Below are 14,449 nucleotides of genomic sequence, written 5' to 3' on the forward strand. Positions count from 1 at the left end.
GATCGATCCACAGGGGAGGGTGCCGGGACGGTCTTGAACCGATCCAGGAGCCCGGATCAGCCGTAGTGCCGCGCCACCACCCGTCCGTGCGTCCACACTTTCGAAGAGCAACCACCCATGGCTCAGATCGTCCGCAAGCGTCGTCACCTGCTGTCCCAGGCCCTGGTCCTGGCCCTGTTGCCCCTGGTTGCCAGCGCGCAGGAGGCCGCCAGTTCGTCCACCAAGGATCTCGACGCGGTCACCGTCACCGGCTCGCGCATCAAGCGCGCCAGCGTCGAAGGCCCGGCACCGGTCAACGTGATCACCGCCGCGCAGATCCAGAAGGAAGGCTTCGTCAGCGTGTACGACGCGCTGAAGACCCTCACCGAAGCGACCGGCACTGTTGAAGCCGCCTCGCAGTGGGGCTCGCATACGCCCAATGCCAGCGGCCTGAACCTGCGCGGGATGGGCCCGAACCGCTCGCTGCTGCTGGTCAACGGCCGCCGTGTGGCCGACTACCCGCTGCCCTACGGCGGCGAAACCAACTTCTCCAACTACGGCAACATTCCCGCTGCCGCAGTCGAACGCATCGAAGTGCTGACCGGTGGCGCCTCGGCCATCTATGGTTCCGATGCGATCGCCGGCGTGGTCAACGTCATCCTCAAGACCAACTACGACGGCGACGAAGTGCGCGTGCGCGGCGGTACCTCCACCGAAGGCGGCCGCGATACCTGGGATCTGTCCTGGGCCGGAGGCAAGACCGGCGAGAACTGGAGCGTGACCTACGCGCTGCAGTACACCAAGCGCGACCCGCTGTTTGGCCGTGATCGCCCGCAGATGGACGATGCCGATGATGCGCCGTACCCGTCCTGGAACATGGAACAACGCAAGGTCGGCTTCCGTCCCACCGCCGGCCTGGCGCTGATCGATCCCACCACGGGCCAGCGTCTGGCACCGCCCACCGGCACCTGCGAGAAGTTCGATGGCGAGTACTACACCGCCGATCGATTGGTCTACAACTACGCCGCCAACACCATCACCAACACCGGCCGCCTGTGCGGCATGAGCGCCGACTACACCAACTGGCTGCTCACCGGCGGTGCCGAGAACGTGTCCGGCAACCTGTATGCCACCTTCGATTTCAGCAATGACCTGCAGGCCTGGACCAACCTGGCGGTGTACCGCTCTGAAGCGATCTGGGGCACCAATCCGCCTGGCGTGTCGCTGATCGACGATGACAACGGCTACTACTGGGATGCCAACCGCAACCGCCCGATCCTCGGCGTGCGCCAGTTCACTCCAAACGAGGTGGGTGGCCTGGATACGCTGCGCAACACCAACCGCGAACTGTCCTGGGACTGGAGCGCCGGCCTGCGTGGCCGCCTCGCCGATCGCTTCGACTGGAGCGCCACGGTGGGGCGTTCCTATTACCGCGTGGAAGAACGGCAGAACGTGGTCGACAAGCAGAAGTCGTACGACTACTTCCTCGGCCCGAAGCTGGGCACGACCGCCGACGGCGAGGCGATCCACGCACTGAACGAATCGCGCTGGTGGAACCCGCTGACGCCGGACCAGTACTGGCAGATGGGCACGGTGGCGAAGAATCGTGCGTCCTCATGGGTCAATCAGGCTTCGGCGGATATCACGGGCGAGCTGTTCCAGGGCTGGGCGGGTCCGGTTTCGTTCGCGGCGGTGGCCGAAGTGGCGCAGCAGGGCTATCACCTCAGCCCCGACCCGCGCGCTGGCATCGACTTCGACCTGCAGAACGTTGATCGCGGTGGCGGCGAGCGCACCCGCTATTCGGCCGGCGTGGAGTTCAAGATCCCGCTGCTGGAGAGCGTGACCGCTACTGCGGCCGCGCGCTATGACCGCTATGGCAGCTACAAGGCTGACAACAGCGGCGAAGCGCTGGACATTGGCAGCCAGAAGGAAACCACCTGGAATGTCGGCCTGGAATGGCGCCCGGTGGAGTCGCTGCTGGTGCGAGGCTCCTATGCCACCAGTTTCCATGCGCCGGACATGCACTACCTGCTGGGCCAGCCGAGCAGCTCCGAAGTGCAGACCTATGACCGCCTGCGCTGCATCCAGAGTGGCGCGTACCTGGTCAACAACTGTGGCGTGGGCAATACCGATGTCTGGTACACGTTTGACGTGAACCGGCGTGGCACGCCGCTGCTGCGCTCGGAGACCGGTGATTCGTGGACGGTCGGTTTCGTCTGGGATGTGATGCCCAATCTGTCGGTCAGTGCCGACTACTGGGCAATCAAGCTGGAAGACATGATCGTCGACGTCGGCGCCGACGAGGTGCTGGCCAGCGAAGCGGGCTGCCTGACCGGCAAGAACATGGACGGTACGCCGTGGGCCAATCCGGCCGGTGGCGAGTATTGCGCCGGCATCCTGGCCCGCGTGAACCGCGACAGCAACGGTCGCTTGGTCTCGATCGAGCGCGGCCCGTTCAACCTGGCCAGCCGGGAAGTGCGCGGTATCGATCTGACCGCACGCTATCGCCTGGAAACCGCGCAGTGGGGCAGCTTCCAGCTGGGCCTGAACTACACCAACCAGATCTCGACCAAGGAACAGCGCTACGCCAACGATCCGAACCCGGAACGCCGCGATCGCGACCTGCGCAGCAAGCTGCGCGCGAGCCTGGCCTGGCAGCGCGGTAACTGGAACGCCAATGTCTATGCCGACCGCATCGGGTCGGTGCCGGGCGTGCGCTACCACTGGGGCACCGATCGCCTGAACAACCCCGGTGGCTGCCTGCCGTTCGCCGATGGTTACGTGCCCAGCGACAGCCCGTCGCTGAACTGCCTGGAACCGGCAACACGTCCGGATGGCTCGCCCAACCCGAACCCGAACGCCGGCCAGCAGACCACGCGCTACTACGGGCGTGTCGGGCCGTTCATCACCTGGAACTTCAACATGGGTTACCAGGTGACTGAACGCGCCAAGGTCAACGTCTACGTCAACAACGTGTTCAATTCGGCCAGCTGGAACCACAAGGACCCGTACAAGCTGGACTACGATTTCGCCCCGACCCGGTTGCTGGGCGCGGTCGGCCGCGAGTTCGCATTGGAGTATGTGTTCACCTTCTGAGGAGACCGATCTCCGCCAATAGATCCACGCCATGCGTGGATGCGGAACCTGAACACCGGGGCGGCGGCGCCCCCTTCAGGCATGCGGACAGGCTGGATTTGACCTTCCCACGATGGCAAGGTTTAGCCTGTCCGCATCCAGAAGGAACCCCGGGAATCCGATCATGAGCACGCCCCGCGCCATTGCAGCCCCCGCAAGCCCCGCCACCATCAGCCTGCCCATCGAGGGCATGACCTGCGCCAGCTGTGTCGGCCGGGTCGAGGCGGCGCTGTCCAAGGTCGAAGGTGTGGGCAGTGTTTCGGTCAATCTGGCCACCGAGCGCGCGGATATCCGCCCGTCCGGTCCGGTCGATCGCGCGGCGCTGATCCAGGCGGTGGAGCGGGTGGGCTACGACGTGCCTGCCGCCACCGTTGAACTGGCCGTGGAAGGCATGACCTGCGCCTCCTGCGTGGGTCGCGTGGAGCGCGCGCTGCTGGCGGTGCCAGGCGTGAGCCAGGCCAGCGTGAACCTGGCGACGGAGCGTGCGACCGTGCGCGGCGTGGCGGGCGTTGACGCGCTTGTGGCGGCCATCGACAAGATCGGCTACGCCGCACACCTGATCGAGGCCGGCGTGCAGTCCGATGATGAGGCCGCAGAAAAGAAGGATGCCGAGCGCGCTGAGCTGAAGCGCGACCTGATCGTGGCGACCGCGCTGGCGCTGCCGGTGTTCGTGCTGGAGATGGGCTCGCACCTGATTCCCGGCATGCACGAATGGGTGATGGCCACCATCGGCATGCAGGCCAGCTGGTACCTGCAATTCGTATTGACCCTCCTGGTGCTGGCCATTCCCGGCCGCCGTTTCTACCAGAAGGGGTTCCCGGCACTGCTGCGGCTGGCGCCGGACATGAACTCACTGGTGGCGGTGGGCACCGCCGCGGCGTTCGGCTATTCGGTGGTAGCGACCTTTGCACCGCGGCTGCTGCCGCCGGGCACGGTGAACGTCTACTACGAAGCGGCAGCGGTCATCGTCGCGCTGATCCTGCTCGGCCGCTTCCTCGAGGCCCGCGCCAAGGGCCGTACCTCCGAAGCGATCAAGCGTCTGGTCAACCTGCAGGCCAAGGTCGCCCATGTGATCCGCGGCGGCCGCACTGTCGACATCCCGGTCAATGAAGTGCAGAGCGGCGACGTGGTGGAAGTGCGGCCGGGCGAGCGCGTGCCGGTCGATGGCGAGGTGGTTGAAGGCCGCAGCTACATCGACGAATCGATGATCAGCGGCGAGCCGATTCCGGTCGAGAAGCAGCCGGGCAGCAGCGTGGTGGGTGGCACGGTCAACCAGAAGGGCGCACTGACGGTGCGTGCCACGGCGGTGGGCGCGCAGACCATGCTGGCGCAGATCATCCGCATGGTCGAACAGGCGCAGGGCTCTAAGCTGCCGATCCAGGCGGTGGTCGACAAGGTCACGTTGTGGTTCGTGCCGGCGGTGATGCTGGCGGCACTGGCGACCTTCGCGGTCTGGCTGATCTTCGGCCCATCGCCGGCGCTGAGCTTCGCGCTGGTCAATGCGGTGGCCGTGCTGATCATTGCCTGCCCGTGCGCGATGGGCCTGGCGACGCCGACCTCGATCATGGTTGGCACCGGTCGCGGCGCCGAAATGGGCGTGCTGTTCCGCAAGGGCGAGGCACTGCAGCTGCTGAAGGACGCGCAGGTGGTGGCGGTGGACAAGACCGGCACGCTGACCGAAGGCCGCCCGCGCCTGACCGACTTCGAGATCACGGACGGTTTCGATCGCAGCACGGTGCTGGCGGCAGTTGCCGCAGTGGAATCGCGCTCTGAACATCCGATCGCCCGCGCCATCGTCGATGCCGCCACCGAGCAGGGCATCGCGCCGCCGTCGATGGTCGATTTCGAATCGGTCACCGGAATGGGCGTGCGTGCCAGCGTCGATGGTGCGCGGGTGGAAGTCGGTGCAGATCGTTTCATGCGCGATCTGGGCGTGGACATCACTGTGTTTGCGACGCTGGCGGCAGAGCTGGGCACCCAGGGCAAGTCGCCGCTGTATGCCGCCATCGACGGTCGCCTGGCCGCGATCATCGCGGTGTCCGATCCGATCAAGCCGAGCACGCCTGCGGCGATCGCGGCGCTGCATCAGCTCGGCCTGAAGGTGGCGATGATCACCGGTGACAACGCCGGGACCGCGCAGGCGATCGCGCGCCAGCTCGGCATCGATGAAGTCGTGGCCGAGGTGCTGCCTGAAGGCAAGGTCGAAGCGGTGCGCCGCCTGAAGGCCATGCATGGCCACGTCGCCTTCGTCGGTGATGGCATCAACGATGCGCCGGCACTGGCCGAGGCCGATGTCGGCCTGGCCATCGGGACCGGCACGGATATCGCAGTGGAATCGGCCGATGTGGTGCTGATGTCGGGCAACCTGCAGGGCGTGCCGAATGCCATCGCGCTGTCCAAGGCGACGCTGGGCAACATCCGGCAGAACCTGTTCTGGGCCTTCGCCTACAACACCGCGTTGATTCCGGTGGCCGCCGGCGTGCTGTACCCGGTCTGGGGCGTGCTGCTGTCACCGGTGTTCGCGGCGGGTGCGATGGCCCTGTCCAGCGTGTTCGTGCTGGGCAACGCGCTGCGCCTGCGCCGCTTCCAGCCGCCGATGGTGGATGCCGCCTCCGTCACTCATTGAAGGGAATGCCCATGAACATCGGTGAAGCCGCCAAGGCCTCCAGCGTGTCGGCGAAGATGATCCGCTACTACGAACAGATCGGCCTGATTCCTGCCGCGGACAGAACCGAGTCGGGCTACCGGGCGTATTCGCAGGCGGACATCCACCGCCTGCGTTTCATCCGCCGCGCGCGCGATCTTGGCTTCCAGGTGGCCGAGATCACCGATCTGCTGGGCCTCTGGAACGACACCTCGCGGCACAGCGCCGACGTCAAGCACCTGGCCGAGCAGCACATCGCCGATCTGGAACAGCGCATCGAGCACATGCGGCAGATGGCCGACACGCTGAAGTCGCTGATCAGCTGCTGTGCGGGCGACGAGCGCCCGGAGTGCCCGATCCTGCAGCGGCTGGGCGAGGACGATGAGACGCCGGTGCCGGTCGATACCGCGAAGACCGGCGCGGTGCGGCGGCGCGCACAGAAGCATTGACTCGATATCGCATGCACTGAAAAGCCCGCCCTGTGACAGTGCACGGGGCGGGCTTCGTTGTGGATGCAATGCAGGGGATCAGGCGCTGCGCGGCGGGAAACCGGCATCGTTCACCGCGGCGAACACCTGTTCCTGCGACGCGGTGGTCTGCACCTTGACCAGGCCGGTCGGCGGATCGGCGACCACGCTGGCGTTCGGATCGATCTGCTGGATCGCGCGGGTCACGCTGCGCGCGCAACCACCGCAGGTCATGCCGTCGACATGGAATTCCATCTGTAGCTCCTTCGGTGCTCTTGGGGTGGAGTCAGTGTGCACCTTCCAACGATGGCAGGGTCAAGCGCTGGACTGAACGACGACGCACCAATGAGCACGTACCAATGACCACGGACCAATAAAAACGGCAGCCACCTGTACCAGCGCGGCTGCCGTGGAGGAACGTCCCCGCCGGAGCAGGGCGTGGGTTGCGCCAGGCGGGCCCGGGCAACCCATGGTGCCTTAGAACTTCCAGGTGGCGCCGAAGTACAGCTGGCGGCCTGCATAGGTGTTGGAGATCAGGCGGGCCTTGGTGTCATTGCCCAGGTGCACGCGCTGCTCGGACTTGGTGGCATTGATCACCGAGGCGGTCAGTGTCCAGTCCGGGGTCAGGTTGTAGGCCACGTTCAGATCCAGCTGGTCATACGGCTCGGTGTAGACCGTCATGCCATTGTTGAGTCCACCGACCACCTGGCCGCGACGGTTGAACGAGGCGCGAGCAAGGAACTTCTCGTTCTCGTAGAACACCGTCACGTTGGCCTGGTTCTTGGCGCTGCCGACCAGCGGCGAGGAGCCGATTTCCTGGCCGTCCAGAACAATCGAGGCCAGGTTGGTGTCGTTGTAGGTGTAGTTGGCCTGCACGCCGAAGCCGAAATCGAAGGTGTACTGGCCATACAGCTCCACGCCCTGCGACACGCCATCGCGGCCATTGGCCTGGGTCTGGTAGCGCTGCACGTTCACCGCTTCACCACCGATGACCATCGGCGTATCGCGCACCACCGGCAGGGTGAAGTTGTCTACGTTCTTGCGGAACAGGCCGACGCCGGCGACCGCGCCCGGCTGGAAGTACCACTCCAGGCCGAGGTCGAACTGGGTGGCCTTGAACGGTTCCAGCTGCTTGTTGCTGCCCTGGCCAAGCCAGCCTGCGGTCGAGGCGCCGCCGGCAACACGGCGATCATTGACGTACTCGTCGCTGTAGTAGCTCAGTGCACCCGGTGCTGCGATGTCGGTGTAGCCGGGACGGGCGATCACCTTCGACGCGGCACCGCGCAGCACCAGCGTATCGGTGATGTCCCAGGCGATGTTGAAGCTCGGCAGCACGTCGGTGTACGTGCGATCCACGCCGATCAGGTCGTAGGTCTTGCTCTGCGCAAGGTCGTGCGGCAGGCGCACGAAGCCGCTCTCGCAGCTGTAGCCCGGGTAGGCCGCAGCGGCCGGATCGGTGCACGCCATCGGCGCGCCGGACGCGTTGTCCAGGAAGTAGTCGTTGAACTTCTCGATCGAGTCGGAGGACTGTGCGAACTGCTTGGTGCGCACCACGCGCACGCCGACGTTGCCGCGCAGACGCTCGGTGCGGAAGTTGGCCTGGAAGTAACCCGAGTAGATCTTCTCGTTGACGTTGTAGACGAAGTCTTCCTCGGTGCGGTTGTGCGAACCGCCGTAGGTCTTGTTCAGGTAGTCGATGTAGGCCGGGTAGTTGATGCCTGGGAACACGTTGGCATTGAAGCCGCCGGCAATGTTGCTGATCGGATTGGACAGGAAGAAGCCGGGCTGCGCGTCGCCGGCAGTCGGATCGCAGCCACTCTGGTAGCGACTGTTGTCATAGTCGGCCGGGTCGCGGCCGGGGCACACCCAGTAGGTGTTGCCGGTGTTGCGGTGGACCTTGCCATCGCGGTACTTCGCACCGAACTGGATCGAATCCAGCCAGCCCGATTCAAACAGCTTGGTCACGTCAGCCTGGAAGTAGTTCTGCTTGACCTCGGTGCGCTTCCACGACGAATCGGTCGAGCCGGTGTCGACTTCGGCGATGCCGTTCATCAGCTGCTGCTGCAGGTCGGGCGAGAAGGTGGCCGAGGGCGTGCCAGTCAGATCCCAGGCGCTGTACTGGTTGCCGGACAGGTAGTCGTTACCGACCTTGCGGCGTGGTTTGGCCGACATGCGGAAGTTCATCGACGGACCACCTTCGGACCAGGTGCGGCCGCCGGTGAACGAGGCCTTCCACAGCGGGCTGATGTCCCAGTCGATGGTCAGGTCGGCGGTCTGTGACAGCGCCTTTTCCTTGCTGTAGCCACCGGTCAGCTGCGGTGTCGGAATCGTGCAGTCGTCCGGGCCCCAGCCGCCGGGCTTGAGGCCGGCGGCCTTGGCCTGGTCTTCGCTGCAGTAATAGGTCTTGCCAGCCAGCTTTTCGAACTGGGCGCCGGTAACGGTGTTGCCGCTGGGATCGAAGTCCAGGCCGTTGAGCAGGCGGCCGCCGGCCCAGTTTCCATCGCCGTTGAAGCGGGCCATGCTCCATTCCGGAATCTTCAGCATGTTCTGGGTGTAGTCACCCTGCAGCTCGAAGCGGAAGTAGTTGGCGGTCATCGTGACGTTGTCGACCGGCTTGAACTGGAAGGTCAACTGGCCGCCCTTGCGCTCGCGCTTTTCTTCCTTCACCGCGAAGTTGACCGAGGTCGGCATGAAGAAGTCGCTGTAGTTGCCGCCGGTCTGGTTGTTGAAACCGGACTTGCCCCACCAGTAGTGGATGCCATCCTGCTGCTGCACATTGCCAAAGGCATCGCGCGCCTTGCCGGCGCCGTACCACTGGTAGTCCTCGGTGCTGGCTTCCATGGTACGGGTGGTGCGCTTCTGCTGCGTCACCCCGATCAGCACGCCGAAACGCTCATCCTTGCTGTGCCACGAATACAGGGCCGAGGCCTGCGGGTCGATATCGTGGTGGGTATCGGAGGAGGTGCCCTCGAGCGTGACGAAACCCGAGTTGGATTCCATGTCCAGCGGACGACGGGTGTGCAGGATGACCGTGCCGCCGATGCCGCCTTCGTCGATGCGTGCTTCCGGCGACTTGAACAGCTCGGCGCTGGACAGCATGTTCGACGGCAGCAGGGTGTAGTTGAACGAACGGGTCGCTTCGTCGTTGGTTTCCGACGTGGCCACGTAGTTGCCGTTCAACTGGGTCAGGGTCAGGTCTGGTGCCAGGCCGCGCACGCTGACGGTCTTGCCTTCGCCGCCACTGCGGGTGATGACCACGCCGGGTACGCGCTGCAGTGCGTCGGCCACGTTCTTGTCGGGGAACTTGCCGACGTCTTCGGCGGTGATCACTTCGACCACGGCGTTGGCGTCGCGCTTCTGCTCAAGGCTCTTTTCAATGGCGTAGCGGTAGCCGGTGACCTGGACGCTGTCCAGATTGGTGGCCTCCTGCGAGCCGGTGGAAGCGGCCTGCTGCGCGGCGGCGCCTGCCGGAATGACGGCGGCGACCAAGGCCAGCGCGATGGCCAGCGACAATGCGTCCTGGCCGTGCGTACGTGTTGAATGCTTCATTCCCATCTCTCCCTCTCTCCTGGATTGATCCGGTGACGTGGCACGGACAACTTGAATCGATCTAATTTGAAGTGACTTTGTCGCTATTGCCATGCAGTGGCAGTAGCACCGTGCGCGTGGCCTGGTACGTCCTGTTGCTGCTCCCCCAACTCCCGGCCATCGCAGCGTCGTCTTGGATCGATCTAAGCGATGGGCGGGCGTTTTTTAGCATGGGTCGCCCGTGGGCGCATGCTGCTCCGCAATATGGTACTGGCGTGGCGAAGGGATGACGGTTTGCTGAAATCAGTGAAATCGTTTTCGTGCGCAGGGGAGGGTGGGTCGGCAGGGCTGCGCCCTGCACCTGCTTGAAGCCAGGGCAACGGCCAAAGCCGAAGCCAAAGGCAAAGCGGCTCTGGGTTGTCTGTGGTTTGGTGGGGCGGTGCGGGCTGGCAGGACACGCCGTAAACCCTTCCATGGGGGCTCGATGGCGCCATCCATGGCGCCAACGGTCCTGCCAGCCCACACCGCCCCACCTTTGACAGTTTCCCGGTGACGGTTGGATTGATCCTGGAACGACATGAGGTCGTGGGGTCAGATCCGTTTTCCGTTGGGAAACGGATCTGACCCCCGATTGATTTCGATATCCGACAGAGATTGATCCACGCATGGCGTGGATCCACAGATCGCGGAAATCTGTCGAAGGCGGGGTGGGTCCGGTTGCGGGGGTGTCCGCGGCATGGATGCCGCGGCCAAGCCCCCAAGGACGGGTTTACGGCGTCCCCCGCAACCGGACCCACCCGCCATCCCACGGACAGCCGGCTTTTGCTGTTGCTGTTGCTCCAGCTCGAAGCAGGTGCAGGGCGCAGCCCTGCCGAACACCCCTCTCATGCTGCGCCGCAGAATGCATTCGGCTGAAGCCGCATGCTCTACTTGAATCGATCTAAATCCACGGTCTGGTGGGTCGGGCGTCATTCCAGGGGGAGCTTGCTGCCAGTCATGGCGGGGCCCAGCGGAACGGTGCCGGACGGCCCCGGCCGTCTGCCTCCGCGTCATCGACTACAGGAACCCGACATGCGTCCAGTGCCGTCCGCTCCCGCCGTCCCATTGTCCTCGCGCCCGCTGGTGCGCCTGGCCTGCCTGCTCGCGCTGTCGTCAGTGCCGGTGCTGCTGCAGGCCGCGCCGGCTGCGCTGGAGCGCGAGGTCAACACCTTCATCGGCAGCAAGGACGACGGCAACACGTTCCCGGGCGCGTCGGCGCCGTTCGGCCTGATCCAGGTCAGCCCGATCGGCAGCCACTATTCGGGCTGGCGCTACGACGACGAGAAGATCCGCGGTTTCGGCCACTCCTTCATTTCCGGTGCGGGTTGCTGGGAGCAGGGCGGCCAGGTGTCGGTGCTGCCGGTGACCGGTTCGATCGGCCCGGGCGGCGATTTCGATACCGGCAACGCCAAGCAGTTCGACCACAAGGCGTATGCCTCGGCCTACACCCATGACGGCGAGATCGGGCAGGCGGGCTATTACAAGGTGCGGCTGACCAGCTACGGCGGCATCGACGCAGAAACGACCGCGCGTACGCGCGCCGCAGCAGAGCGCTACACCTTCAGCCAGCGCCAGGGCGATGGCCACGTGCTGGTCAATGTCGGCCAGGCCAATGAACGCCACTCGGTGATCGGCAGCGTGGTCGATGTGGTCGGCGATCGTGTCGTGGAAGGCAAGCTGGTCACCAAGAGTTTCTGTGGCGGGCACCAGTACACCACCTGGTTCCGCATCGAGTTCGACCGTCCGTTCAAGGCGCATGGCACCTGGGGCGAGGGCGGTGGCCTGCCGGGCGCGCGACACAGCATGGAAGGCGAGCAGAAGCCGAACGGTGCCTGGCTCAGCTTCGACCTGGCCAAGGGCCAGTCGGTGACGGCGGTCAGCGCGATCTCGCATGTGGATGCCGAAGGCGCGCGCATCAACCTGCGCGCGGACGGCATGCAGGGCGGCGCGCTGCTCGGTTTCGACCGCATGCGTGCGCTGTCCCAGCAGTCGTGGCGTGAGCAGCTGGGCCGGGTGCGCGTGCAGGGCGGCAACGCCGACGACCGTGCCGTGTTCTACAGCGCCGTCTACCACGCGCTGCTGCAGCCGATGACCGGCAACGACGCCGACGGCCGCTACCGTGGCTATGACGATGGCATCCACCGTGCTGACGGCTGGACCTACTACGAGTATTTCTCGCTGTGGGATACCTACCGCGCGCAGAACCAGTGGTTGGCGCTGACCCGTCCGGACGTGGCGCGCGACATCGGCCGTACCCTGCTGGCGATCGACGAGCAGGGTGGCTGGCTGCCGCGCTGGGGCTATGCCAACTTCGAGACCAACATCATGACCGGTGACCCGGTCACGCCGTTCATGGTCGACCTGTGGCGCTTCGGCGCGCTCAAGGGCCGTGAAACACAGGCATGGGACGCGCTGCGCCGCAATGCCTTCGGCACGCCGCCGCTGAACTCGCGCATGGCTGGCCGTTCCGGCAACCCGACGTACCTGGACAAGGGCTACGTGGTCTACGATCGTGCATTCCCGTCCAAGGGTATGGACGTCGATCCGCACCATGGCGGTTCGGCCACCTTGGAATACGCGCTGGCCGACTGTGCGCTTTCGCAGATGGCCGATGGCCTCGGCCACGCGCAGGACGCGGCGACGCTGCGTGAGCGCGGCCGCAACTGGCGCAAGGTGTGGGACCCGCAGGTGCGCGACGCCGAGACCGGCTTCACCGGTTTCCCGCGCCCGCGCACCGAAGATGGTCAGTGGTACACCCCGGCCGATGGCCACTACAGCCCGCGTTCGCATCACGGTTTCCATGAAGGCACCGCGTGGCAGTACCAGTGGCTGGCGCAGCAGGACGTGCCGGGCCTGGTCGAAGCGATGGATGGCCGCGAACAGGCCGGTCGCCGACTCGACGCGTTCTTTGCGATGGACGCACTGCAGGCCGACCCGCTCAACGCCGCCCGCAAGGAGTGGGTGGTCGGGCCGTACAGCTACTACAACCAGTTCCGCTACAACCCGAACAACGAGCCCGACCTGCACTCGCCGTGGCTGTACACGCTGATCGGCCAGCCGTGGAAGACCGCAGCGGTGGTGCGCGCCGCGCAGCAGCTGTTCACCAATGCGCCCAACGGCGTAACCGGCAACGATGACCTCGGCACGATGTCGGCCTGGTACCTGTTCAGTGCCATCGGCGTGTACCCGGCGGTGCCGGGCAGCGGCCAGTTCCTGCTGCACACCCCGCGCTTCAGCAAGGTGGAGGTGGACATGGGCAATGGCCGCACGCTGCGCATCGATGCGCCGGGCGCCGATGGCCGCCGCCTGCAGTACGTGCAGGGCGTACAGGTCGATGGCCAGGCGCATGCACCGGTGTGGCTGGACTGGAACCGGCTGCAGCAGGGCCCGCGCCTGCAGTTCGCGCTTGATGCGAAGGCGCCGGAGCAGGGCTGGGGCACGGCGGTGAAGGACCTGCCGGTATCCTGGTGCGCGGCACCGGGCAGCCAGCTGCGCTGAGACGGACTGTGCCGTTCGCGGTGACCCAGCGAACGGCACGGCACGACAGGGCCCTGATCCATTAGGCTTGAGCATCCAGCGGAGTCCGGGAAGACGATGAACGACAACGGCAGCAGTCCCAGCAAGCGCGCCGGCAAGGCGGTGACGGTGACCGACATCGCACGTGCCATCGGCGTGTCACGGGCAACCGTGTCGCTGGTGCTGCGCGGCAGCCCGCTGGTCAACGTCGATACCCGCGCCAAGGTCGAGGCCGAGCTGCGCCGCCAGCGCTATGTCTACAACCGCGCGGCGGCCAACCTGCGCCGGCGCACGTCATCAAGCATCGCGCTGGTGATCAACGATCTGTCCAACCCGTTCTTCGCCGAATTCGCCTCCGGTGTGGACGAGGCGCTGGGTGGGCGCGGTTATGTGACCCTGCTGGGCAGTACCGGTGAATCACCGGAGCGCCAGCAGGCGGTGCTGTCCACGCTGATGGAGCACACCCCGGCCGGCCTGATCCTGTCGCCGGCCGAGGGCAGCGATACCGCGCAGTTGCGGCAGGCGCTGGGCGCGAATGCGAATGTGCTGCTGTTCAACCGCGAACTGGACGGGGCCGACTGGGATTTCCTGACCCTGGACAACCAGCACGGTGCCTATCTGGCCACGCGTCACCTGATCGAGCGCGGCCATCGCCAGATTGCCTTCTTTGGCGGCCACGCCGCATCGAGCTCGTGCCATCAGCGCCGTGCCGGTTTCCAGCAGGCGCTGGCCGAAGCGGGCCTGTCGCTGCCGCCGGGCTGGATGATCGAGTCGGCGCCGAACCGCCTGGAAGCTGCGGCGCGCACTGATGAGTTGTTTGCCGACGGCCATCGCCCGAGTGCGGCGGTCTGTTACAACGACACCGTCGCGCTCGGCCTGATGCTGGGCTTGAATTCGCGCGGCATCCGCCCGGGCGGCGACTTTGCCGTTACCGGTTTCGATGATATTTCCGAGGCGTCGGTCGCGGTGCCGCCGTTGACCACGCTCACCGCCGATCCGCGCGAGCGTGGCCGGCAAGCTGCGGCGCTGCTGCTGCAACGACTGGACGAACCGGACGCGCCGCCACGGCGCACGGTCGCGCCGGTGCAGTTGCGCATCCGCGAAAGCAGTGCCGCACGACCGAACTGATTTCTTCCATACA

General features: G+C 65.7%; 7 protein-coding genes. 5 read left to right on the forward strand and 2 right to left on the reverse strand.

The window, feature by feature from the left end; genetic code table 11:
• Window positions 1-117: 117 nt before the first annotated feature.
• The 3 genes from AC13GF_RS14785 (at window position 118) to cueR (ending at window position 6,207) form a co-directional block, all read left to right on the forward strand.
• The gene (locus AC13GF_RS14785) at window positions 118-3,075 is read left to right on the forward strand and encodes a TonB-dependent receptor plug domain-containing protein (protein WP_483005109.1); all 2,958 of its coding nucleotides are present in this window, start codon (window positions 118-120) and stop codon (window positions 3,073-3,075) included.
• A 163-nt stretch (window positions 3,076-3,238) separates the two neighbouring features.
• Entirely contained in the window at window positions 3,239-5,740 is a 2,502-nt protein-coding gene (locus AC13GF_RS14790; protein ID WP_483005110.1) for a heavy metal translocating P-type ATPase, read from the forward strand.
• An 11-nt stretch (window positions 5,741-5,751) separates the two neighbouring features.
• Window positions 5,752-6,207 carry a Cu(I)-responsive transcriptional regulator gene (gene cueR / locus AC13GF_RS14795; RefSeq protein WP_010482574.1) on the forward strand — a complete coding sequence of 152 codons (456 nt, stop codon included), beginning with the start codon at window positions 5,752-5,754 and terminating at the stop codon, window positions 6,205-6,207.
• A 78-nt stretch (window positions 6,208-6,285) separates the two neighbouring features.
• Here the strand turns inward: cueR and AC13GF_RS14800 are convergent, their stop codons facing one another.
• Both AC13GF_RS14800 and AC13GF_RS14805 read right to left on the reverse strand, forming a co-directional pair.
• A complete protein-coding gene (locus AC13GF_RS14800; protein WP_049444910.1) occupies window positions 6,286-6,480 on the reverse strand; it encodes a heavy-metal-associated domain-containing protein in 195 nt (64 codons plus the stop codon).
• A gap of 222 nt (window positions 6,481-6,702) precedes the next feature.
• A complete protein-coding gene (locus AC13GF_RS14805) occupies window positions 6,703-9,780 on the reverse strand; it encodes a TonB-dependent receptor (RefSeq protein ID WP_483005111.1) in 3,078 nt (1,025 codons plus the stop codon).
• A gap of 1,044 nt (window positions 9,781-10,824) precedes the next feature.
• Between AC13GF_RS14805 and AC13GF_RS14810 the strand changes: the two genes are divergently transcribed.
• Together AC13GF_RS14810 and AC13GF_RS14815 are read left to right on the forward strand one after the other, a co-directional pair.
• A complete protein-coding gene (locus AC13GF_RS14810; protein ID WP_483005112.1) occupies window positions 10,825-13,290 on the forward strand; it encodes a GH92 family glycosyl hydrolase in 2,466 nt (821 codons plus the stop codon).
• A gap of 96 nt (window positions 13,291-13,386) precedes the next feature.
• Window positions 13,387-14,436 (forward strand): LacI family DNA-binding transcriptional regulator, encoded by a 1,050-nt coding sequence (locus AC13GF_RS14815; protein WP_010482566.1) that lies wholly within the window; start codon window positions 13,387-13,389, stop codon window positions 14,434-14,436.
• The last annotated feature ends 13 nt before the right edge of the window (window positions 14,437-14,449 follow it).

Source organism: Stenotrophomonas sp. 22LJNL06-5-1, from assembly GCF_056861455.1.

Coding starts and splice junctions, on each gene's coding strand:
- cueR (WP_010482574.1), top strand. CDS start 5,752: ATGAACATCGGTGAAGCCGCCAAGGCCTCCAGCGTGTCGGCGAAGATG.
- AC13GF_RS14815 (WP_010482566.1), top strand. CDS start 13,387: ATGAACGACAACGGCAGCAGTCCCAGCAAGCGCGCCGGCAAGGCGGTG.
- AC13GF_RS14790 (WP_483005110.1), top strand. CDS start 3,239: ATGAGCACGCCCCGCGCCATTGCAGCCCCCGCAAGCCCCGCCACCATC.
- AC13GF_RS14800 (WP_049444910.1), bottom strand. CDS start 6,480: ATGGAATTCCATGTCGACGGCATGACCTGCGGTGGTTGCGCGCGCAGC.
- AC13GF_RS14805 (WP_483005111.1), bottom strand. CDS start 9,780: ATGGGAATGAAGCATTCAACACGTACGCACGGCCAGGACGCATTGTCG.
- AC13GF_RS14785 (WP_483005109.1), top strand. CDS start 118: ATGGCTCAGATCGTCCGCAAGCGTCGTCACCTGCTGTCCCAGGCCCTG.
- AC13GF_RS14810 (WP_483005112.1), top strand. CDS start 10,825: ATGCGTCCAGTGCCGTCCGCTCCCGCCGTCCCATTGTCCTCGCGCCCG.